A 22547-nucleotide genomic window follows, 5' to 3' on the forward strand; every position below is an offset into this window, starting at 1 on the left:
GCATAAAACTCATGCTGGTATTTATACCTCGGATGTTTCTCATGCAAGAAATCGCTGCTGTTGTTCTCTCCCCATTATACTGCCTGTTGCAGAGACCGAATTGATCGGATAGGCCATAAAGCATGACGGCCACATCCGGTTCTTCCGCGCAGTTTTCAGGGTCTGGGTTACCCACACAACCAGGCCGGGCTTCGCGCTCTCGCCTTGTTTCTGCCTGCAATGATATTGCGGGCGGGCTGCGCCTGTGGCGGCTGGCCCTTTCATTGGGCTGGCTAGATATCCGGCTGCAATTCAACGGGTCACGCATCGGCCCCTTCTGGCTCACACTCACTACAGGTGTCATGGTTGGCTCCATGGGGCTGATCTATTCTCAGCTCTTCCATCTGGTTCTGCACGATTACCTGCCATACTTGGCAATTTCGCTTATTCTATGGCAGGCGGGGCTTTCCTCTCTTATCCAGGAAAGTTGCTCTACCTTCACCCGTGCGGCAGAAACTCTGCGCTCGGTTAACATGCCATATTCCGTGCAGGCATTCCGCACTATGGTGCGGTGCGGGATTATGTTTGGTTACAACATCATCGTGCCTGTAGTGGTATTTTTGATATTGGGCGTGTGGCCCGGCCTTACAATGCTTTTGGCTATACCTGCCGTTGCAATATGGCTCGCTAACAACGTAGCACTTTGCCTATTGCTGGGCAGTGCCTGCGCCCGTTTTAGAGATATTCCCCCTATTGTGGGCAGTATTCTCCAGATTATGTTTTACGTCACCCCAGTAATCTGGGAGCCCAAACAGCTTGGGAACACAACTTTCTGGCTATACTTCAACCCATTTTACGCGTTGCTGGAAATTGTACGCCGCCCGTTTTTGGGGCAGGCTCCAGAAGCAACGCTATGGATGATTGCCGGAGGTTTCAGCCTCATTTTATGGATTCTGGCGCTCTTTACCTTCTCCCGCTCCCGTAGCAGACTGGCGTTCTGGATATGACAGGTTCTTCTGCGCCCACGAGCACAAAAACCACGACTGAATCTGCCTCCATCAGCATTACAGATCTTTCGCTCAGCTTTCCCATTTTCCATGGGGGCGCACGTTCACTTAAGAAAATGCTGCTCAAACGCGGCAAATCGCTGCTGGCCAGCGCACGTGGGCTTCAGACAGGCGGCTCCGTTACACTCGGGCAAGGTGAAACAGGCACTGTTTACGTAGAAGCACTCCGAGATGTTTCGCTCAGCATCAAAGCTGGGGAACGCGTGGGGCTTATCGGGCATAACGGTGCTGGTAAATCTACTTTGTTGCGTGTCATGGCAGGCATTTACATGCCAGAAGCGCCAAACGTGCATATTCAAGGCAAAGTAGCCCCGTTGCTGGACCTACTTTCTGGCATGAACCCACAACTTACAGGCAGAGAAAACATAAGCCTGTTTGGCCACCAGAAAGGCTTTAACTCTGCACAGATCACCCAACTGGAAAAAGACGTAGAAGCTTTTGCGCAGTTGGATGACTTTTTGGACTTGCCCGTAAGGCTTTACTCCACAGGCATGACTATTCGCCTGGGTTTTGGGCTTGCCACTTCCATTACCCCACAGATTCTTCTGATGGATGAATGGTTTATGGCAGGAGACTTCCACTTTCAGGAACGCGCTGAAAAGCGCTTGGCCTCTGTTGTAGATTCCACAGATATTCTGGTCATCACCTCACATGCGCTAGGTGTGCTGGAAAAATGGTGCACCCGGCTGATCTGGATGGAACATGGCCAGATACGGATGGATGGCCCAGTGGAATCCGTTATGGATGCATATTGCAAAGAATCTGAACAAAACGCCCGGAAAGATCATTCCTGAAATATGAATACTCTTATTTTTCTGCTGCGTTCTTTCGGGATATATCTTCTTGCCGGTTTTGCCGAAATTGCAGGTTGCTTTGCTGTCTGGCTCTGGATCAAGGAAGGCCGCTCAGGCTGGCTGACTATCCCCGGCCTTATCAGCTTATGTGTGTTTGCCCTTTTGCTCACACGTATAGATGAAGAAAGCGCCAGCCGAGCCTATGCCGCTTATGGCGGCATTTACATTACGGCATCACTTATATGGATGCGCTGTGTAGAAGGCCGGACACCAGATAAATGGGAAATAACCGGAGCCCTTATCTGCCTGCTAGGTGCTGGCGTTATTCTGTTGGCCCCACGGCACGGATAATTTTTAAAGCAGCTTTGTCAGCTTCAGCACAAACCATGTGCCCAACATAATGCCAAAGCACAGAATACCGGCAATAACCGTATCCCACGCACCGCCGGACAAAAACATGCCGCCCGTGTTCATGCCGAAAAACCCGGTTACAAACGTGGCGGGCAGCATCAAAGTTGTACCAACAGAAACGATATACAGGCGGCGGTTGGTTTCTTCCGCCTGATTGGATGTGAGTTCGTCCTGCAAAGAGCGCGCACGGTCCTGCAAGGCCAAAAGGTCATCCAGTGCCGCATGAACTTGGCGCTGGGAACGATCTCGCAAATCATCCTCAGCCCATTCCGGCAGCTCCAGTTCTTCATCACGAAAAATACGATCTACCGGCGCCAAAACACGGCGCAATTCTGTAGAGCGACGCCGAGCCACACCCAACAGGCCGCTCATACGGCCCAGATCGGTATCTCGGTCCAGCATCAGCAGCACATCTTCTGCACGGTCTAACTGATCATCCAGCCGTGCAAAATCACGCCGCAATGTATCTGCAAATTCCAGAAGAGCTCTATCCACCACCTTGGCAGGAGAACGAGGCACAAGCCCGCGCTGTAGCTCATGATACACCACACCCAATGCCGGAATGGGGTGCCTGCGTGTGGTCAGCAGCAGATCAGGCTCTAGCGCAAACCGCCATGTGCTCACATTTCTTTCATCATCAGTGGATGTGTCATCAAATGCTGGCAGCGCACCAAAAACAATATCGCCTTCACTTTCCAGGCGTGTGCTGCGTTCCAGATTGGTCAGAACCTGACGCACTTCTTCTGGTAACGAAGGTATGCTTTCAATCTGCGCGCGAGAAAGGGTATGGACGATATCAAAATGGAACCAGGCCCACCCATCCTCCTGCATCAGCTCTGGGGGAAAGCTGCCAGTTGTCAGGCGCTGGGTAACAACATCACGCCCCAGTTCCACCGGTTCTTTACCTGGGCGGCAGAAAATGGCCCACACCAAGCCATCCCGCAACAGGGTGCCCCCTTCCGAAAGAAGATCAGGCAGAGCTCCGGCTGATGGTAAGTTGGGCATCACTGGTCTCCCTGCTTTCTTACGGGCATATCCCCAAGCGGGCTGTGTCATAAAACCTGCTTTTGGCGCCAGCGCCAGTCAGGTTGCATAACATGAGCCAGAAATTGGCAAAAGGCAGAGAAACCACCTTTTGCCAACACTTAACTTATGATCGCGCCCGCAAACCTCCGGGACGGCGGCCCGCACCTTCTCCAGTTGGACGCGCAGAGCGCGTGCCATTCTGCTGCTTACGTGCAGCTTTAAGAACGGGCGCTGCTGTAAGCTCGGCCTCAAGCTGAGCAATACGTTTGCGTATGCTTTCCTTAAGTGCCGGAGAGGTATGAGCCTTCATTGCCCCCAGCGTTTCCTTCAGATCGCGCAGCTGCTTCTGTTTTTCTGGCAGAGAACGACGAATAGGCTGGTTGTCAGACATCTGGCCACGATAAGCACGCATGAGCTGAACCTCATTACAACAAAATAAGGCGCGGCCAACGTTATGGCCGCGCTGCCTGCACAGTGCAGAAATGACCCGTTGAAACCTGCGCCAAACACACATAACAGTTCGCCCACCGCAAAAAGCGGCAGGCAAGCCCTTTATACGCGTAAGAAAAACAGACTTTTAAGGTCTGGTTAGAGCGAATTGCTGCACAGAATATCCCGCAATGCTGAAAGCAACTTTTCACACTGCTGATCTGTGCCGACCGTAATGCGCAACCACGCAGCGGTGCGCTCACCCCTTAAGTGCCTGACAATAATGGCACGCTCTCTGAGTTGGGTAGCCAGTTCTACTGCGTTCCGGTTCGGGTGCCGAGTGTAAACAAAATTGGCTTTGGACGGCAAGACATCAAAACCGAGTTTTTGCAGCCCTTCTGCCAATGCCGTTCTGCTGGCAACAACCTTCTGCACGCTGGAGGCAAACCACGCCTCATCTTCCACCGCAGCCGTTGCCCCGACCTGCGCCAGACGATCCAGCGGGTAGGAATTAAAGCTATCCTTTATGCGCACCAAACCTTCAATCAGTTCGGGTTGCCCAAATGCAAAACCAACCCGCAAGCCAGCAAGTGCGCGTGATTTAGAGAAAGTCTGTACGACCAGAAGGTTAGGATAGTCCTTAATTAAGGAAACAGCGCTTTCTGCACCAAAATCCACATAGGCTTCATCAATCAGCACAACGCGGTCTGGCTGGAGTTCCAGAAGCTGGCGCACCTCTGCCAAGCTCAGGGCAATGCCTGTGGGGGCATTCGGGTTAGCCACTACAACCCCACTGCATGGGCCCGCGTAATCTGCAATATTTACCTGCATATCATCCGTAAGCGGAACCGTACGGAACGGCAGGGAATAAAGGCCGCAATACACGTGATAGAAGCTGTAAGTTACATCCGGGAACAGCAATGGTTCACCATGCGCAAAAAATGCCTGAAAAGCATGGGCCAGAACCTCGTCCGAACCATTGCCTACAAACACATATTCCGGCCCTAACCCAACACGCGCGCCCAAAGCCGTGCGCAAAGCCAAAGCTTCGGGATCGGGATACAGGCGTAATGTGTCATTATCCGCAGCACGAATAGCCTCCAACGCACGTGGAGACGGGCCATAAGGCGATTCGTTGGTGTTCAACTTGATCAGATCGGTCATTTTGGGCTGCTCACCGGGCACATACGGTGTCAGCTTATGAACAAGCGGGCTCCAGAAACGACTCATGCTACCTATATCCAAAAAACAAAAGCAGCCTGAGGTCAGGCCGCCTTATCCCTTCTTATCTGAAGGTGTAAAACCAAAATAACCCGCCAATCCTTTTTCAGGAAAGGCTGGCGGCCACTGCTTTCAGCGCTTCTTCAAGTGCAGGCTTACCCTGCCTACGGGCCAGATCTATAGCATTTAGGCCTTCGCCATCGCGCAATGTGGGGTTGGCACCGGCCTTCAGCAGCAAAAGAGCCATATCATCCCGCCCAAACATCACGGCAAAAATGAGAGGCGTGCGCCCAACAGCGTTGGGAATATCCACCCCTGCCCCAGCTTCCAGCAACATGGTGGCAATAGGCATATCGCCTTTAAACGCCACGCCAGCCAGCGCTGTTGCCCCTTTTTCATCTTGCAAATCTGGCTTGGCACCATGAGCCAGCAGCACGCTCACGGCGTCCTTATGCCCATTGTAAGAGGCCAAAATAAGCGGCGTGTAGCCTTTTTCAGCTCTTAGGTTCGGGTCCATTCCAGCCTGTAAAAAGCGGGCCAGCATATCTGCATCCCCTTCACGCGCCGCGTTCAGGAAAAGTGCTTCAATCTGTTCACGCGTAAAGCCCTGTGCGCCACCACCGGTTGCCGGGGCGGCTGTTCCCTGCTCGGACGGAGTCCGGGAAGAAACTTCTGTCATGACTGACCTCCGGAAAAGAATGGTTTTGCAACAACGGTTATCTTACGCTGCCGCGTTATTAAGAAAAAGAACCATATCAGCCCCTTTGTCCATACCACAAACGCACAAGTGGCACGCCTGCTCCCTGCCCAGGTAAAAAGAGCATTTCAGGCCCAAAATCACAGAGTTATGACAGCAGGCCTGTTGAACATAAAAAGCAGCCCAAGCGTCATCATCTCTTGCCGAAAAACGCCTAACCGTGGAATTGTGCGGAACTCTTACAAGGCACACCGCTTAGGGTGCTCATAACTTTCCGGCCATAATTCGTAATTACGGCCCAGTCTGGAGGATAGGTCTGCATGCGCGTTTCTCTTCCCACTCCTGTTCGCGCACCTGCACAAATGCAGGGCAGTGGCGCATCCAGCCTTGATACGCTGTGCATCAACACCATTCGCGCACTTGTCATGGACACTGTGCAGAAGGCCAATTCTGGCCATCCGGGGGCGGCCATGTCCATGGCGCCGCTGACCTATACTCTATGGCAAAACCTTTTAAACTATGACCCGACCAACCCATTGTGGCCCAATCGGGATCGGTTCGTGCTTTCCATCGGGCATGCCTCTGCCCTGCTGTATTCCATGATTTATCTGTCTGGCATCCGGCAGGTGACTAACGGCAAGGTGACGAACGCTCCGGCCCTCACAACGGCTGATTTAGAACAGTTCCGCCAGCTTGGCTCCAAAACCCCAGGGCACCCTGAACATGGGCACACAACCGGCGTAGAGACTACAACCGGCCCACTGGGCGCTGGCTGTGGCAACTCCGTTGGCATGGCCATGGCAGAAAAATGGCTGGCTGCACGCTTTAATCAACCGGGTTTCGATCTGTTTGACCATCATGTTTACACCCTGTGTGGTGATGGTGACATGATGGAAGGTGTAAGCAGCGAAGCAGCATCCCTCGCCGGCCATCTCCAGCTTGGCAACCTGATCTGGATTTACGATTCCAACCGTATCTCCATTGAGGGCGGCACCAACATTGCATTTACAGAAAACGTGGCAGAACGCTTTGCCGCCTATGGTTGGCAGGTTCTGGAACTGAAGGATGCCAATGATACAGCAGCCTTCACTCAGCTAATCGCTCAAGCCAAGGCTGAAACCAACCGCCCCAGCATTATTATTGCACATTCGGTTATTGCATGGGGTGCGCCCAATAAGGCTGGCATGGCTTCCGCCCACGGGGAACCTTTGGGCGCAGAAGAAGTGCGTGAAACCAAAAAGTTTTTCGGCTGGCCAGAAGACAGCAGTTTCCTTGTTCCACAAGAAGCACTGCAACATATGCAGGATGGTTTAGGCGCCCGTGGGGCCGCCGCCAGTGCCGCATGGAACAAACTGTTTGCCAGTTACCATTCCTCACATCCGGCTTTGGCTGCAGAGTTGGACGCCATTTTCAATGGCACTCTGCCAGAAGGCTGGGATGCGGATATTCCGGTTTATGAAACCAGCGCAAAAGGTGAGGCCTCCCGCGCCAGTTCTGGCACCGTGCTTAACGCTGTAGCTGGCCGTTTGCCTTGGCTTCTGGGCGGATCTGCGGATCTGGCACCCTCCACCAAAACGCTGCTGAAGGGTGAAAAAAGCTTTCAGCCTGCTCAATGGGGGGGAAGCTATGCTGGGCGCAATTTCCACTTTGGGGTGCGCGAACATGCCATGGGGGCCATTGTAAATGGTATGGCCCTGTATGGCCTGCGCCCTTATGCAGCTGGCTTTCTGATTTTCTCGGATTACATGAAGGCCCCTGTCCGCCTTTCCTCCATTATGGGCCTGCCTGTCACTTATATCTTCACCCATGACTCCATCGGGGTGGGTGAAGATGGCCCCACACATCAGCCTATTGAACAGCTGGTGCAGTTGCGTGCTACGCCGGGCTTGCTAACGCTGCGCCCGGCCGATGCCAATGAAGTGGCCGAAGCATGGCGTTTTCTGATCCAGCATCGCAATGGCCCCACTGCCCTCGCCCTAAGCCGCCAGAATCTGCCTACGCTTGACCGCACCCGCTACGCGCCGGCTTCTGGCCTCACAAAAGGCGCTTATGTTCTTGCAAGCAGTGAGCAGACACCAAAGGTTATCCTGATTGCATCGGGCAGCGAAGTTGCTCTTGCCGTGGGCGCATATGAAGCCCTGAGCGCAGAAGGCATTCCGGCCCGCGTTGTTTCCATGCCCAGTTGGGAACTTTTTGAAGCTCAGCCACAATCTTACCGTGAGAGCGTGCTACCCGCCGCTGTAACAGGACGTGTGGTTGTAGAAGCAGGCTCACCCATTGGGTGGGACCGTTATGCTGGACCAACAGGTGAAATCATTGCCATGCGTGGCTTTGGTGCCTCGGCTCCAGCGGGCAAGCTGCTTGAAAAATTTGGTTTCACGCCAGATGCCGTGTTGGCAACAGCCAAGCGGCAGGCAGGCTAAGCAAACCTGATCTTTCACCGCGCGTTATATGACATCGGCCTGCCCGGTTGTTGATCGGGCAGGATGGAGAAAGGATAACCACCAATGACATCCTCTGCCACGCCAAGCGCCAATCCACTACGGGCACTTGCAAAAGCCCACCAGTCCCCTTGGCTGGACTTCATCCGTCGTTCCTTTGTGGAAGATGGTTCACTGGCGCGCCTCGTGCAGGATGATGACATTCGTGGTGTCACCTCCAACCCGGCCATCTTCCAAAAAGCAATGGGAGAAGGTACGGAATATGATGCCCAGATGCGCGATATTCTGGCGCATGAAATTGTTGCCCCGGGTGTGCTTTACGAAAAGCTGGCAGTTGCCGATATCAAGGCAGCGGCCCATGTGCTGGCCCCTGTTTATGAACAGGCTCATGGCAAGGATGGCTTTGTAAGCCTGGAAGTTTCTCCGTATCTAGCGCGGGATATGGAAGGCACAGCACATGAGGCTGCCCGCCTATGGGCAGATGTGGCTGAGCCCAACCTGATGGTTAAAATTCCCGCAACGCCAGAAAGCATTCCGGCTATTCGGGCAAGCATTGCTGCGGGCATTAACGTCAACGTTACACTTATTTTCTCTCTGAACGCTTACAAAGACGTGGTGGACGCATGGCTCAGTGGTCTGGAAGACCTGCAAGCCAAAGGCGGAGATCTATCCCGCGTTGCATCCGTTGCTTCCTTCTTTGTCAGCCGGATTGACAGCAAGATTGATGCAGAAATTGATCGGCGCGTTGCTGCAGGGGATAAGGACGCCGCAGCCCTAAAGGCCCTACGTGGCAAAGTTGCCATTGCCAACGCCAAGATGGCCTATGTTTACTGGCAGGAAATGATGCAGACGCCGCGCTGGAAAGCGCTGGAAGACGCAGGTGCTCAAACTCAGCGCCTCCTGTGGGCCTCTACTGGTACCAAAGATAAAGCCTATAGCGATGTGCTGTATGTTGAGAGCCTGATCGGCCCGCAGACCGTCAACACCCTGCCGCCTGCCACCATGGATGCCTTCCGTGACCACGGCACCGTGGCCGAAACACTCGGTACGGATATCGCCAACGCCCGACAGGTGATGGAAGATACACAGCGCCTTGGCCTTGATCTGGAAGGTATTACCAAAACCCTTGTAGATGAAGGTGTGCAGTCCTTTGCTGATGCCTTTGATGGGCTGCTGGGCTCTGTTGCCGCCAAGCAGGCAACTCTTCTTGGAGATAAGCTCACCACTCTGAAAACAAGCCTTCCAGCTGATTTTCAGGAAGCCGTTGATAAAGGATTAAACGCTTGGCGTAAGGATGGCTCCATCCGCCGTTTGTGGGCCAAGGATGCATCTGTCTGGACCAATGGACCAGAAGCCAAATGGCTGAACTGGCTGAACACGGTAGATGACCGCCTGAACCATATTGGGGATCTGGAAGCTTTTCAGGCTGAAGTAAAAGCCCGCGGCTTCCATCAGGTTCTGCTAATGGGCATGGGTGGTTCTAGCCTTGGGCCAGAAGTGCTGGCCATGACCTTTGGCAAGCACGAAGGCTTTGGCCATCTTTACGTGTTGGACAGCACAGATCCGCAGCAGGTTGCCGCTTTTGAGAAAAAGATAGATCCGCACCACACGCTGTTTATTGTGGCCTCCAAGTCCGGCAGCACGCTGGAGCCCAATATCATGTTGGCCTACTTCCAGGATCTGGCCAAACGGGCTCTGAAAGAAAAAGCGGGTTCACATTTTGTGGCCATTACAGACCCAGGATCCAAGCTGGAGGCCTATGCCAAGGCTGAAGGGTTCTGGAAGATTTTTGCTGGTGACCCGCAAATTGGTGGCCGTTATTCCGTGCTTTCCAACTTTGGTATGGTGCCTGCAGCCGCAGCCGGTGTGCCGCTACGCCTGTTCCTTGAAGACGCGCTGCGTGGCGTACGCATGTGCGATGGCAGCGTGCCGCCCGTATCCAACCCCGGCGTGTTGTTGGGCACCATTATGGGTGTTGCCGCCACACAGTTCGGGCGGGATAAGCTGACAATTATTGCCACGCCACAGATCATGGACTTTGGCGCTTGGATGGAACAGCTTATTGCTGAATCCACCGGCAAGCATGGCAAAGGCATCATCCCCATTGATGATGAAACACTGGGCGGCCCCAAGCGCTACGGCAAGGATAGATTGTTTGTTTATCTGCGCCTTGCAACAGAACATCGGCATGAGCAGGACGAAGCCATTTCAACCCTGATTGATGCTGGGCAGCCTGTCATCACCATCAATTTCCACAATAAGCGCCAGATCGCGCAGGAATTCTTCCGTTGGGAGATTGCCACCGCTGTTGCTGGCGCTTTCCTGAACATTGATCCGTTCGATCAGCCGGACGTTGAATCCACCAAGATCGAAACGCGCAAGCTGATGGAAGCTTACGAAAAAACCGGCAAACTGCCTGCAGAAGAACCCTTTGCGCAGCACGGGTCGCTGGTGTTTTTTGCCGATCAGGCCAATGCAGCCACCCTTAAGGGAGATACGGCCACAGCTATCCTGAAAGCGCATTTTGACCGCGTAAAGGCTGGAGATTACGTGGGGCTTCTGGCTTACATTGAACGTAACCGTGAAACACTGGAATGGATCCAGCATGCACGCCTGCATGTGCGTGATGCCAAAACCATTGCCACGGCAGCAGAGTTCGGGCCGCGCTTCCTGCACTCTACCGGTCAGGCTTACAAAGGCGGGCCCAACACAGGGGTGTTCCTGCAAATTACAGCAGATGATGCGCGAGACCTACCCGTGCCCGGCACTGGCTATTCCTTTGGCGTTGTAAAAGCCGCTCAGGCACGTGGTGATTTTGATGTGCTGGCCGAACGCAAGCGCCGTGCCCTGCGGGTGCATATTAAAGGAAATCTCAAAGAAGGCCTTGCAGCGCTTGCTTCTGCCCTGCATGACGCCCTGTAAAATATTAAACAGGAGAACATGATGCAGATTGGCATTGTTGGACTGGGCAGAATGGGCGGCAACATTGCCGTCCGCCTGACACGGCACGGGCACGACGTTGTTGTTTATGACCGCGATACCGCAATGGTGGAAAAAACCGTTGCTCGCGCAGAAGCCGGTCGTGCTGTTGCCGCCAGCAACCTTGCCGATGTGGTGGAAAAGCTGAACGGACCCAAAAAGATTGTATGGTCCATGCTTCCGGCTGGCGCCATTACGGAAGAAACCGTAATGGCCTTGGCTGGCCTGATGCAAAAAGGTGATATCGTTATTGATGGTGGCAACACCTACTACAAGGACGATATCCGCCGCGCCAAAGTGCTGGCTGAAAAAGGCATTGATTACATTGATGTTGGCACATCTGGCGGTGTGTGGGGTTTGGACCGCGGCTACTGCATGATGTATGGCGGCCCGCGTGAAGCCGCTGATTATATTGACCCCATTCTGACCTCTCTGGCACCGGGAATTGGGGATATTCCACGCACGCCGGACCGTGACCGCGCAGATCTCGACCCCCGTGCGGAGCAGGGCTACCTTTATTGTGGCCCAGCTGGGTCAGGCCATTTTGTTAAAATGGTTCATAACGGCATTGAATACGGCATGATGCAGGCCTTTGCTGAAGGCTTTGATGTGATGTACTGCAAGGATTCACCACTGCTGGCAGAAGATGAACGCTTCTCCCTCAACATGGCAGATATTGCCGAAGTCTGGCGCCGTGGCAGCGTGGTGTCTTCCTGGTTGCTAGATCTTACCGCTCAGGCTCTGGCCAAAAATGGTGAGCTTTCTGAGTTCAGCGGTGAAGTCAGTGATTCTGGTGAAGGCCGATGGACAATTGAAGCTGCCATTGAAGAATCCGTGCCAGTGCCGGTGATGACGGCCGCACTGTTCACGCGCTTCCGTTCACGCAGCGGCAACACATTTGCAGAAAAAGTGCTATCAGCCATGCGCTTTGGCTTTGGTGGCCACGTAGAAAACAAGAACTAAAATAACATTTTAGACACAAGGTAGGAGTCGGGAAGTATGACAGATAACGGACAGAACGGACTCAACCCGGGCCGTCCGCCTGCCTCCCGCATCCGCCTTGTTGTGTCTGACATGGACGGCACGCTGCTGACGCCTGAAAAACAGGTAACACGCCATAGCATTGCCGCCATCCAAACGCTCAAGCAGGCCGGTGTGCCGGTCTGTCTTGTCAGCAGCCGCCCTCCGGGTGGCATGGAAATGTATTTTGATGTGCTGGGCCTGCACACGCCTTATGGCGCGCTAAACGGTGGCACCATTTTTAATGCAGACCGCACAATCCGCTCCCGCCTTTCATTAGACCCCGAAGCTGTTCAGGAAACACTGGATATGCTCAAGGTGCACGACATTGATGCGTGGCTGTTCCGTGGGCACGAATGGTTGGTCACCAATGCAACCGGCGCTTACGTAGAACCCGAAGCAAAAGCCGTGCGCATGACACCTACAGCCGTGCCTTCTTTTGATGATTACCGGCAGGATGTTGGCAAGGTGACCGGGTCTTCTGCCGATTATGAAGCTTTGATGCGTCAGGAGCTGGAAATCGGGCAGTTGCTTGAAGGCCGCGCCAGCGTGGCCCGCTCCTGCCAGTGCTTTTTGGATATCACCCCCAAAGATGCCAACAAAGGCTATGCTCTGCGCCAATTGGCCAGCTTTTATAATATTCCCATAGAAGAAGTGGCCTGCATTGGGGACATGAACAACGATGTGCCCATGCTCTCCATTGGTGGGCTTTCTATCGCCATGGGGCAGTCAAAACCGGAAGTGGCAGAAACGGCACATTTCGTAACCGCCCCTAATTCGGAAGATGGCTGGGCCAAAGCCATGGAACAGTTTGTATTGCCCCGCGTGGCTCCGCTTTCAGACACGGCAGGAAAGACAGTATCGTGACAGAACAGACTACCGCCAACGGTGCCCTGCACATTTCTGCAACACGAGACAGCCTGATGCATGATCTGGCTGATTGGCTTGTAAAACAGACACTCCAGCGCCCGGATGCCCCCTTCCGCATCGCGCTCAGCGGAGGCAGCACACCGCAGCACCTTTACCGCCTGATGACAGAAGAACCCTATGCCAGCCGCTTTCCGTGGCAGCACATGCAGTTTTTCTTGGGGGATGACAGATTTGTTCCGCACGATCATGCAGACAGCAATTATGGCATGATGCGCCGCCTGCTGTTTTCCCGCGTGCCAGTGCCCGCAGGAAACATCTTCCCCATGCCGGATAAAGGCACAGCGGAGCAGGCTGCCAAGGAATATGAAGTAACCCTGAAACAGATATATCAGGGAGATGCTCTACGGGCAGACAAACCACTTTTTGACGTAAACCTGCTGGGCCTGGGCACAGATGGCCATACAGCCTCCCTTTTCCCCGGCCAGCCGGTATTGCAGGAACGCACTGCATGGGTTGCCCCTTGCGTGCCCCCTGTTGCCCCCCACACACGTCTGACACTGACCTACCCGGCCATTCATGCCAGCCGGCATGTTATTTTTCTGGTAGAAGGGGCTGATAAAAAAGAAGCCGTTACCCGCGTGAGAGCGCAGGATCCCGCCTGCCCCGCCAGCGCCATTACCAGTGCAGGAGATCTGATCTGGTTTTTAGATCAACCAGCAGCCCCAGCACCGCAGAACTAACAGGATATAAACAGGCATGACCGCAACACCGCCCGATCCCGCTGCCGCCTTTAAACAGCAGGCTGCCATCAAGGCTGCATCCCTTGTGCAGGATGGCATGGCCGTTGGCCTTGGCACGGGTTCTACCGCCAAATTTGTTGTTGCTGAACTCGGCCGCCGTGTGCGCGAAGAAGGCCTGCGTATCCGTGCCATTCCCACATCCAGTGTTACGGAAAAGCAGGCTAAAGAAGAAGGTATCCCCCTCACCACTTTTGGGGAACAGCCTGAACTTGATATCGCCATAGACGGGGCAGATGAAATTGAACCCCGCACCCTTAACCTGATTAAAGGTTTGGGGGGCGCTCTATTGTGGGAAAAAATAGTCGCCTCTGCCGCAAAACAGTTTGTTGTGGTGGCCGACGCCAGCAAATATGTGGACCATCTGGGTGCAAAATGCCCCCTGCCCGTAGAGGTTATTCCTTTTGGTTGGGAAAACGTTGCACGCCAGTTGGGTGAATTGGGCGCACACGTCACACCACGGCGTAACCGAGATGGGTCTTTCTATCTGACCGATGAAAAAAACCTGATCATGGATTGCGTATTTGGCCCCATGATAGAGCCAGAAAAACTGGGCCGCTCCATTCTGGAAATTGTTGGCGTGGTTGAACACGGGCTGTTCCTGCATATGGCGTGCCAGACCATTACCGCTGGGCCAGAAGGCATACGCATCCTCACCCCGCAACAGGATTAAAATATCACCCATGCCACAGAATGCTTCTGCCTACCCCACAGACAGCACACTCCCTACCCAACCGGCGGCACAGGGCATTACCCGGCACCTGCTGGTTGTTATGGGTGTATGCGGATCTGGCAAAAGCACTGTGGCCGAAGGCCTGCATAATGAGTTGGGATGGCCGTGGCTGGATGCAGACAGCCTGCATGCTCCTTCCAGCATTGAAAAAATGGCTCACGGCATCCCACTTACAGATGAAGATCGCCAAGGCTGGCTAACACGCTGCCATGCTTGGTTGGCAGAAAAACAAAAAGCCGGAACAGGCGGTATTCTTGCCTGCTCTGCCCTCCGCCGCATTTATCGTGATCAACTTCGGCAAGATGGCGTAAAACCATTATTTATCTATTTAAGCGCAGATACATCTGTTCTGGCGCAAAGGCTAAAAACGCGGCCCGACCACTTTATGCCCGCCTCCTTACTGCCAAGCCAGATACAAACATTGGAACCTCCGCAGGCAGATGAACAGGCGCTCACTTTTTCCGTGCTGCCTGAACCTGCTGAAGTCATTGCTGAAATTCTAACACGCTTGAGAACTCTTCCCTCAAACATGTAAACGCTACGGGAGAAGGTAGTGGGACATAATTACGCTAAACCGCTTACATCCGGGCAGAAAATGGAGCGCTTGCTCACACGTATCCCACCCGGCTGGCACATTGCTTTGGAGCGTCCGACTGGTGAAGCCACATGGCGCGCGCTCACACACGCACCGGATAAGGAAGGAAGCTGGAGCGCACCCCATGCAGACCCGGCAGATGCGCTGGAAGAAGCATGGCGCAACAACCGCTCGGTGCTTGTATAATTTTTTGCACGAAGCGCAACAGTTAACGCTCTGCTTTTTCCGATGTCACCTTGCGATACGGTTTACCGGTGAGGCTATTGATTCTCACCTTCCGGGGTGGTTTAGGCGTTTCATCTGGCACAACGTGGCATGGCACACCTTCGGCCTGCCGTGCCTTTGCAAAGCGTTGAGCATGTGAAAGCTGAGATGCCTGATAAAGCAGTTTATCCCCCAGCATAACCTTGTGCTTCCGCACGCTCTTTCCTCCAATGCTTCACCATATCCGCGCCAACATGGTGCTTGTGGTGCATTTATCTGTATCCTATCGTATATAAAAATAGGATACATTTCATGGCTTCATTGCTGACACGCCTTTGCTGCTCCACCCTGCTGATTGCGGGGTTAGGCTCTTTTGTTGCCCCTGCCGCCATGGCACGCAGCGTTACGGATATGAGTGGTCATACCGTTGAGATCAAGGATGACCACCCACCCATTGCAGACCTATGGTTTGCCCATAACGAAATTTCCGTCATGCTGGGGGCGGCAGACCGTATTCGGGTTTCTGCAGAAAACCCGGTAGATAGCCCTTGGCTGTTCAAGGTCGCGCCTATCATGAAAAACGCCCATACGGGTGTGCGGCCTGATACCGCCAATGCAGAAAATCTGCTGGCTCTCAACATCGGTCTGGCTTTTGTACCAACTGCTGCAAAGGCAGAAGAACTGCGCAGAATGGGTGTACCCACTTTATGTGCGGAATATACAACTCTGCCGCAAATGCTACAATCCATGGACATGACAGCCCAAGCGCTGGATACGCCAGAAGCCTCTAAGGTTGCCCAATCCTACAGGCAGGATATGGAAGCAACGCTGAAGCAATTAAGCGCCCGTTTGGCCAATGTGCCAGCCAAAGAGCGCCCACGCGTTTTGCATATTGCGCGCCTGAACCCGTTGCAGATTGATGGCACAGACACGCTGATAGATGCTTGGATACAAACCGCTGGTGGGCAAAATGCCGCTACGGTCAGCGGTAACCATCGGCCTGTTTCTTTTGAGCAGATTGCTGTGTGGAACCCGGATGTTATTATTATCGGGGCCTCTGCAGGCATGCCAGATGCGGCTTCTCCTTTAAGATCTCTCGCCGCTTTCAAAAACGGGCGGGCATGGATAAACCCACAAGGCGTATTTGCATGGGACAGATACGGAGCGGAAGAACTGCTGCAACTCCAATGGGTTGCACAAAAACTGCATCCAGACCTTTTTGCTGATACCGATATGCACAAGGCCACACAGGCCTTCTATCGCAAGTTCTTTCATTACCCGTTAACAGATCAGGAAGCTGATCTTATTTTGGCAGGAAAACCGCCTGCTCCATAATCACCATGTATCATATGCCATAAAAGTGCATGACACTTATGTGATGTGTTGGACGTTGCTCAGTCGTCCTGTTATGTCCGATCCATGACAGGATTGCTGGACCACCTGCGCACTCATAAAACGCCTGCACGCCTTTTGCTGACCTTACGTGCCTTGGTGCGTACGGATTCCTTATGGCTTGTTGTGCTGGCTGTTCTTATTGGTCTGCTGGCTGGTGGCGCTGTCAGCCTTATGACCAAAGCAACTTTTCTGGTTCATCAGATTCTAGCGCCCGGTCATTCCCGACTTTCTGGCCTGCAACACATTACACCTTTACACGCCCTGTTGGTTCCCGTTTTCGGGGGATTGTTGCTTGGGTTATGGAACCTCGCCCTTACCCGCCAACGCCATCGGCCTGTAGACCCTATTGAAGCCAATGCCCTGCACGGCGGCCGCATGAACCTGAAAGACAGCCTGATTGTTGCCGGGCAAACTGTTCTTTCAAACGGTTGCGGTGCGTCTATTGGGCTGGAAGCCGGTTTCAGCCAGATTGGAGCCGCATTTGGCTCCCGCATTGGGCGAAACCTCCGCATGCACCGTGCAGATATACGCCTGTTGGTAGGGTGTGGTGCGGCAGGCGCTATTGGCGCTGCGTTTGATGCCCCTCTGGCTGGGGCTTTTTACGCGTTTGAACTAGTTATTGGCTCCTACGCCTTTCCCCTCCTTGCACCTGTGGCCTGTGCATCTCTCTGTGCTTTGGCTGTTGTGCATCTTGCGGGGGCCAATCTGCCAGAACTCTCTCTTGCATTGCCACAAGCCATTCCACCGCTGGCGTATCCGTTGCTCATACTGCTGGGCGTTGCCACAGCCCTTATCGGCGTTGGGCTGATGAAAAGCGTGACACTGACGGAATCTCTTTTCCGTCGTATTCTGCCCCCTCTTTGGTTGCGTCCGGCAGTAGGTGGATTACTGGTTGGGTTACTGGCCCTGATTTCTCCATCTGTGCTGTCTTCTGGGCACATGGCCATGCGGGAAGGGCTGATTATGCCGCCCACATTATGGCTAGCCATAGGCCTACTTCTGCTGAAAGCCTTGGCCTCCACCATTTCCATTGGCAGTGGCTTTCGTGGTGGTCTCTTTTTTGCATCTCTTTATCTGGGCGTTCTAACGGGAGCAGCCTTTACGGGGCTGACAGCCCCTCTTCTTTCTCTGCCCATTACGCTTTGCACCGTTGCTGGCATGTGTGCACTGGCAACAACCATTATTGGTGGCCCCTTCACCATGATTCTGTTGGCGCTGGAAACAACACACAGCGCCAACATGACAGCAGCAGTGGCTTTGGCTGCCATTACATCCTCGCTCACCACTCGGCGTATTTTTGGCTATTCCTTCACCACATGGCGCTTTCATCTGCGTGGAGAAAACATTCGCTCTGGCGTAGATGTGGGCTGGATGCGCACACTGACCGTGGGGCAGATGATGCGCACACAAGTGGATACACTGTCTGCTGAAACGTCTGTAGCCCAAGCACGTACTGCGTTTACGGGCCGCGCACCCCGTTACATTGTTGTGCTGGATAATCAGCACCATTGCATGGGACTGGTAGAATACGCGCAAGTTCAATCCATGGTAACGCCCGCTAACCACCCCTTGCAGAGCCTGCTACCTTCAGACAGCATGGTTCTTGCGCCAGAAGATAGCCTCTCCCGCGCTTTGGCTGCGTTTGAAAGCACAAGTTTGCCCGCCTTGGCTGTTACAGACACAGATCACAATGTGCTTGGCATACTAAGTGAACGCTACGTTTTACGCCGCTATGCAGAAGAACTGGAACGCACCCGCCGGGAACTGGCAGGTGAAAAACACCGGCGCTAGCACATCACAAACCAGAGAAAACAGCCAATTATAGCGCAGACGTGAACGTGCGTGAGGTGTCTATACGATAATGCAAATACGTTAAATATTTTTGGTTTAACCACTACAAACGGTGGAACAATCTATGTCTGCAGCCCCCCTTTTACCTTCCACCATGAAAGCCATCTGTTTTACGCAACCGGGCGCACCCGATGTGCTGCACCTGGAAACCATTCAGATTCCGCAACCTGGCCGAGGTGAAGTGCTGGTACGCGTGATGGCTGCTGGCGTAAACCGGCCGGATATCATGCAGCGCAAAGGGCTTTATCCCCCTCCGCCCGGTGCTTGCCCTAGGCTGGGGCTGGAAATAGCTGGGGAAGTTGTTGCACACGGTCTGCCGCAAGAAGATGTTACAATGCCCGCCATAGGGAGCCGCGTATGCGCCCTAGCAAATGGGGGCGGATATGCAGAATATTGCCTTGTACCTGCCGGGCAGTGTCTGCCTTGGCCTGAAGGCTTTAATGCCATAGAGGCAGCAGCACTGCCGGAAACCTTTTTTACCGTGTGGTCTAACCTTTTCATGCCCACCATGCTGCCCAAAGATGCACGGGTATTGATCCATGGTGGCAGTAGCGGCATTGGCACAACGGCTATTCAGCTTGTTAAAGCTTTTGGCGGCACGCCTTTTGCAACAGCCGGAACTGATGAAAAATGCGCTCTGTGCGAACAGCTGGGTGCACAAGCCATTAACTACAAAACGGAAGACTTTGCCGAACGCATTGCGGAACTGACCAAAGGCAAAGGCGTAAATGCTATTCTTGATATGGTGGGTGGCCCTTATTTTGAACGAAATCTCAAAAGCCTCGCCTTTGATGGCAAGCTCATCATTATCGCACTGCAAGGTGGCGCAAAGGCCGAACAGGCTAATCTGGTGCGGATCATGACGCACCGGCTTATTGTAACAGGCAGCACGTTGCGCCCGCGTGATAGCGCCAGCAAAGCCCGCATTGCACAGGAGCTGAAAGCAAAAGTCTGGCCCTTGCTAACCAGTCGCACAATACGCCCACTTATCCATCAAACTTTGCCATTGGCACAGGCTGCGGCTGCGCATCAGGCAATGGAAGATGGGCACCATTTGGGTAAAATTATCTTAACAGTCGATTCTCTTGCAGTATAAATTTGCTTTTATACTCGGCATCCTTCAGGCGCTTTAGTCCAAGTTCTCTAGGTGCCTGAAAAGACTATCTTCCCATCTCAACATAGGTATGCGGCGTTTGCGGCACTTGACCAAGTGCCCATCTTCAAGAATTTTGACGCCTCATGGAAACACCATCCACCCTTCCCTCATCTGTTCTGGCGGACCGGCTTGCGGCCGTTCGCCAGAATATTGACGCAGCAGCACATGCAGCAGGCCGGGATCCCGCCTCTGTTACGCTGGTTGCCGTTTCCAAATTCCATCCGCTTGAAAGCGTGCAGGAAGCTCTTGCCGCAGGCCAGCGTGTGTTTGGAGAAAACCGGGTGCAGGAAGCCGCCAGCAAGTTTCCCGCCCTGCGGGCAACTTATCCTGACCTCCGACTGCACCTGATCGGCGGCCTGCAAACAAACAAAGCGCGTGATGCAGTGCGCATTGCCGATGTAATAGAAAGCCTAGATCGGCCGGAACTAGCAGAAGCCTTGACCAAAGCGGCAGATAAAGAAGGCCGCCTGCCTGAGCTGTTGATTGAGGTTAACACAGGTGATGAGCCCCAGAAGTTTGGTGTCCCGCGTGAAAAAGCAGATAGCTTTATCCGCACCTGTCGCCAGCAGTTTGGGGCCAAACTGCAAGGACTGATGTGCATTCCACCTGCCACGCAAGACCCAGTGCCGCATTTTAGGCTTCTGCGCAGCATGGCGCAGGAACATGGGCTTCCTGTTATTTCCATGGGAATGTCTGCAGATTACCCACAGGCCATTGCCGAAGGGGCAACTCTTGTGCGTGTTGGCACCGCAATTTTCGGTCCGCGGCCACCTTCTCCCTGATTTTCATTTTCTGGGTGGAGGCCAGTATGCCTTGCTTCCACCTATCTGCGCCCTTTATGCAGGGCGAACGGGGCAACGTGCCCCTGCAAGACTGACGTGGAGCCAGAGACACCATGACTGACCCCGCCAACAAATCGGCTGGTTCTTCCCCTACAGGAGATCAGCCGCATGTGGCTTCAGCGCCGGAACCGCGGCGCATTACGGAATTTGACGCCGACCAACCGCAGCACGCTGCCGCCCCTGTTGGCTTTGCCGCTCTGCTGGGTGTGTTGGGCGTTGTGTATGGTGATATCGGCACCAGCCCACTTTACGCCTTCCGCTCTACTGTCGAGGTTATTTCGGGCCACCATCAGGTAGCCCCGTGGGAAATTCTGGGCGTTGCCAGCCTGATTTTCTGGACGCTGATCCTGATTGTCACGGTTAAATACGTCATCCTGATCATGCGGGCTGACCATAATGGTGAGGGCGGTATCCTTGCCATTATGTCCCTCGCGCAACGCGTGGTTATCAACCAGAAAACCCGATGGATATTAGGGCTGGTTGGTATTGTAGGGGCCTGTCTGTTTTTTGGTGATGGCATTATTACCCCTGCCATTTCCGTGCTTTCCGCCATTGAAGGCGTGGAAGTGAGTGTGCCTGCGGCGCATGACTTTGTGATACCCGTAGCCATATTGGTGATTATCAGCCTGTTTAGCGTGCAATGGATAGGCACGGGCAAGGTTGGCGCCATATTTGGGCCAATCATGCTGCTGTGGTTTGGCACGCTGGGTGTGCTGGGGCTGATGGAAATTCTGCATCACCCAGCTATTCTCATGGCGCTTTCACCCACCTACGCGCTGGAATTTATCTTCTACCACGGCAAGCTTTCCTTTCTGGCGCTTGGCTCTGTCGTATTGTGCGTTACCGGGGCGGAAGCGCTGTATGCTGATATGGGCCATTTTGGCCGTGCCCCTATCCGCTATGCGTGGCTTTTCTTTGTGCTGCCCATGCTGGTGCTCAACTATTTTGGGCAGGCCGCACTGGTAATTGCTGACCCCAAAGCCTTGGCAAACCCCTTCTTCCTGCTGTGCCCTCACTGGATGCAGGGGCCAATGGTGGTGCTTTCTACCTTTGCCACTGTTATTGCCAGTCAGGCCGGTATTTCCGGCGGCTTTTCCATCTGCCGCCAGTTGATCCAGTTGGGCTATATGCCCCGGCTTCGCATTACCCACACCAATGCCGAAGAAGAAGGCCAGATTTATCTGCCGGACTTCAACCGCTTCCTTGCCGTTGGGGCTGTACTGCTGGTGGTGGCCTTCCGTAGTTCCGATGCCTTGGCCTCTGCCTATGGTATTGCGGTTACGGGCACATTTATCTGCACCTCCATTCTGGCCATTGTCGTTTTCCATCGCCACTTCAACTGGCCTGCATGGAAAGTGGGAGCCATATTTGGCGGCTTCCTGCTGCTGGACAGCACCTTCTTTGCTGCCAACGCTCTTAAAATTCCTGATGGCGGTTGGGTGCCAGTGCTGCTTGGCTGCGTGCTGACCCTGATGATGACCACATGGAAAAAAGGCCGCAGCCTTATTATTGCACGCCAGCGGCAGGATAGTCTGCCCATGGGGTCCTTCATTGCCCGGCTTCCGCAGTCCCGCATTATTCGTGTGCCCGGCATGGCTGTGTTCATGACCAGCACACCAGACTTTGTGCCTCCGTGCCTGTTGCATAATCTGCGCCATAACAAAATCCTGCATGATCATGTGCTGTTCGTAACCGTGCAGAACCTTGATCAGCCAGAAGCAGAGCGCGGCCACCGCGTGGCTGTGGAAGAGCTGGCGCCAGATATCTACCGCATTGTGCTGCGCTACGGGTTTATGGAAATGCCCAACATCCCCCGCGCGCTGGAAGAACTGAAAGCCAACGGCGTGGATTTTGATGCCCTTCAGGCCTCCTATTTCACATCCCGCGAACTGATTACCCGTTCCTCTGTGCCGCGCATGTCGCGCTGGAGAATGTCCATCTTCCTGTTCATGCTCCGCAACTCTACCTCCAGCATGGAATTCTTCCGTATTCCGCCGGATCGTGTTGTGGAACTGGGCGTGAAAGTGGCTATCTAACACT

The 22547-nt window shown here is 53.9% G+C and carries 21 protein-coding genes; 16 read left to right on the forward strand and 5 right to left on the reverse strand.

Translation table 11 applies throughout. The annotated features are described in order from the left end of the window. The first annotated feature begins 122 nt into the window (after positions 1 to 122). From EOV40_RS10835 to EOV40_RS10845, 3 genes are read left to right on the forward strand one after another with little or no spacing between them, the layout of a single operon-like run. On the forward strand, positions 123 to 986 hold the full coding sequence (locus EOV40_RS10835; RefSeq protein ID WP_128105969.1) for an ABC transporter permease: 864 nt from the start codon (positions 123 to 125) through the stop codon (positions 984 to 986). Continuing rightward, positions 983 to 1840, forward strand: a complete 858-nt coding sequence (locus tag EOV40_RS10840) for an ABC transporter ATP-binding protein (protein ID WP_128105970.1) — start codon at positions 983 to 985, stop codon at positions 1838 to 1840. The genes EOV40_RS10835 and EOV40_RS10840 overlap by 4 nt, the downstream gene beginning before the upstream one ends. A 3-nt stretch (positions 1841 to 1843) precedes the next feature. Beyond that, positions 1844 to 2191, forward strand: a complete 348-nt coding sequence (locus EOV40_RS10845) for a YnfA family protein (protein ID WP_070322603.1) — start codon at positions 1844 to 1846, stop codon at positions 2189 to 2191. Between the two features lie 3 nt (positions 2192 to 2194). Here EOV40_RS10845 and EOV40_RS10850 read toward each other — a convergent pair whose 3' ends face one another. The 4 genes from EOV40_RS10850 to EOV40_RS10865 all read right to left on the reverse strand — a co-directional run bounded on the left by EOV40_RS10850 (position 2195) and on the right by EOV40_RS10865 (position 5606). Then, positions 2195 to 3256, reverse strand: coding sequence for a transporter (locus EOV40_RS10850; RefSeq protein ID WP_128105971.1), 1062 nt, complete (start codon positions 3254 to 3256; stop codon positions 2195 to 2197). A gap of 145 nt (positions 3257 to 3401) precedes the next feature. Further along, the gene (locus EOV40_RS10855; protein WP_050820270.1) at positions 3402 to 3689 is read right to left on the reverse strand and encodes a hypothetical protein; all 288 of its coding nucleotides are present in this window, start codon (positions 3687 to 3689) and stop codon (positions 3402 to 3404) included. A gap of 176 nt (positions 3690 to 3865) precedes the next feature. Then, on the reverse strand, positions 3866 to 4936 hold the full coding sequence (gene hisC, locus EOV40_RS10860; protein ID WP_128105972.1) for a histidinol-phosphate transaminase: 1071 nt from the start codon (positions 4934 to 4936) through the stop codon (positions 3866 to 3868). 97 nt (positions 4937 to 5033) lie between these two features. After that, positions 5034 to 5606, reverse strand: a complete 573-nt coding sequence (locus EOV40_RS10865) for an ankyrin repeat domain-containing protein (protein WP_050818555.1) — start codon at positions 5604 to 5606, stop codon at positions 5034 to 5036. Between the two features lie 338 nt (positions 5607 to 5944). Here EOV40_RS10865 and tkt point away from each other — a divergent pair, with 338 nt between their 5' ends. The 8 genes from tkt to EOV40_RS10905 all read left to right on the forward strand — a co-directional run bounded on the left by tkt (position 5945) and on the right by EOV40_RS10905 (position 15245). Next, entirely contained in the window at positions 5945 to 8047 is a 2103-nt protein-coding gene (tkt, locus tag EOV40_RS10870) for a transketolase (RefSeq protein WP_128105973.1), read from the forward strand. A gap of 84 nt (positions 8048 to 8131) precedes the next feature. After that, the gene (locus tag EOV40_RS10875) at positions 8132 to 10987 is read left to right on the forward strand and encodes a bifunctional transaldolase/phosoglucose isomerase (RefSeq protein WP_128105974.1); all 2856 of its coding nucleotides are present in this window, start codon (positions 8132 to 8134) and stop codon (positions 10985 to 10987) included. Positions 10988 to 11008: 21 nt separating this feature from the next. Then, a complete protein-coding gene (gene gnd, locus EOV40_RS10880) occupies positions 11009 to 12007 on the forward strand; it encodes a phosphogluconate dehydrogenase (NAD(+)-dependent, decarboxylating) (RefSeq protein WP_128106254.1) in 999 nt (332 codons plus the stop codon). 36 nt (positions 12008 to 12043) lie between these two features. After that, on the forward strand, positions 12044 to 12931 hold the full coding sequence (locus tag EOV40_RS10885; RefSeq protein ID WP_128105975.1) for an HAD family hydrolase: 888 nt from the start codon (positions 12044 to 12046) through the stop codon (positions 12929 to 12931). After that, a complete protein-coding gene (gene pgl, locus EOV40_RS10890) occupies positions 12928 to 13674 on the forward strand; it encodes a 6-phosphogluconolactonase (RefSeq protein WP_128105976.1) in 747 nt (248 codons plus the stop codon). Before EOV40_RS10885 ends, pgl begins: the two co-directional genes overlap by 4 nt. Positions 13675 to 13690: 16 nt before the next feature. Next, the gene (rpiA, locus tag EOV40_RS10895) at positions 13691 to 14404 is read left to right on the forward strand and encodes a ribose-5-phosphate isomerase RpiA (RefSeq protein ID WP_128105977.1); all 714 of its coding nucleotides are present in this window, start codon (positions 13691 to 13693) and stop codon (positions 14402 to 14404) included. A 10-nt stretch (positions 14405 to 14414) separates the two neighbouring features. Continuing rightward, the gene (locus tag EOV40_RS10900) at positions 14415 to 14999 is read left to right on the forward strand and encodes a gluconokinase (protein ID WP_003629300.1); all 585 of its coding nucleotides are present in this window, start codon (positions 14415 to 14417) and stop codon (positions 14997 to 14999) included. An 18-nt stretch (positions 15000 to 15017) separates the two neighbouring features. After that, positions 15018 to 15245, forward strand: a complete 228-nt coding sequence (locus EOV40_RS10905; protein WP_050818562.1) for a hypothetical protein — start codon at positions 15018 to 15020, stop codon at positions 15243 to 15245. Positions 15246 to 15267: 22 nt separating this feature from the next. On the opposite strand, the gene EOV40_RS10910 is transcribed toward EOV40_RS10905, so the two are convergent. Next, positions 15268 to 15480 carry a hypothetical protein gene (locus EOV40_RS10910; RefSeq protein WP_014457453.1) on the reverse strand — a complete coding sequence of 71 codons (213 nt, stop codon included), beginning with the start codon at positions 15478 to 15480 and terminating at the stop codon, positions 15268 to 15270. A gap of 95 nt (positions 15481 to 15575) precedes the next feature. On the opposite strand from EOV40_RS10910, the gene EOV40_RS10915 reads away from it, so the two are divergent. The 5 genes from EOV40_RS10915 to EOV40_RS10935 all read left to right on the forward strand — a co-directional run bounded on the left by EOV40_RS10915 (position 15576) and on the right by EOV40_RS10935 (position 22543). Then, the gene (locus tag EOV40_RS10915; protein ID WP_128105978.1) at positions 15576 to 16598 is read left to right on the forward strand and encodes an ABC transporter substrate-binding protein; all 1023 of its coding nucleotides are present in this window, start codon (positions 15576 to 15578) and stop codon (positions 16596 to 16598) included. Positions 16599 to 16682: 84 nt separating this feature from the next. Then, the gene (locus tag EOV40_RS10920; protein ID WP_128105979.1) at positions 16683 to 18449 is read left to right on the forward strand and encodes a chloride channel protein; all 1767 of its coding nucleotides are present in this window, start codon (positions 16683 to 16685) and stop codon (positions 18447 to 18449) included. A gap of 124 nt (positions 18450 to 18573) precedes the next feature. Next, positions 18574 to 19605 (forward strand): NAD(P)H-quinone oxidoreductase, encoded by a 1032-nt coding sequence (locus tag EOV40_RS10925; protein WP_128105980.1) that lies wholly within the window; start codon positions 18574 to 18576, stop codon positions 19603 to 19605. Between the two features lie 143 nt (positions 19606 to 19748). Then, the gene (locus tag EOV40_RS10930) at positions 19749 to 20447 is read left to right on the forward strand and encodes a YggS family pyridoxal phosphate-dependent enzyme (protein WP_128105981.1); all 699 of its coding nucleotides are present in this window, start codon (positions 19749 to 19751) and stop codon (positions 20445 to 20447) included. 113 nt (positions 20448 to 20560) lie between these two features. Then, positions 20561 to 22543 (forward strand): potassium transporter Kup, encoded by a 1983-nt coding sequence (locus EOV40_RS10935; protein WP_128105982.1) that lies wholly within the window; start codon positions 20561 to 20563, stop codon positions 22541 to 22543. Positions 22544 to 22547: the final 4 nt, after the last annotated feature.

Origin of the sequence: Acetobacter oryzoeni (assembly GCF_004014775.2) — a bacterium.
GTDB lineage: Bacteria > Pseudomonadota > Alphaproteobacteria > Acetobacterales > Acetobacteraceae > Acetobacter > Acetobacter oryzoeni.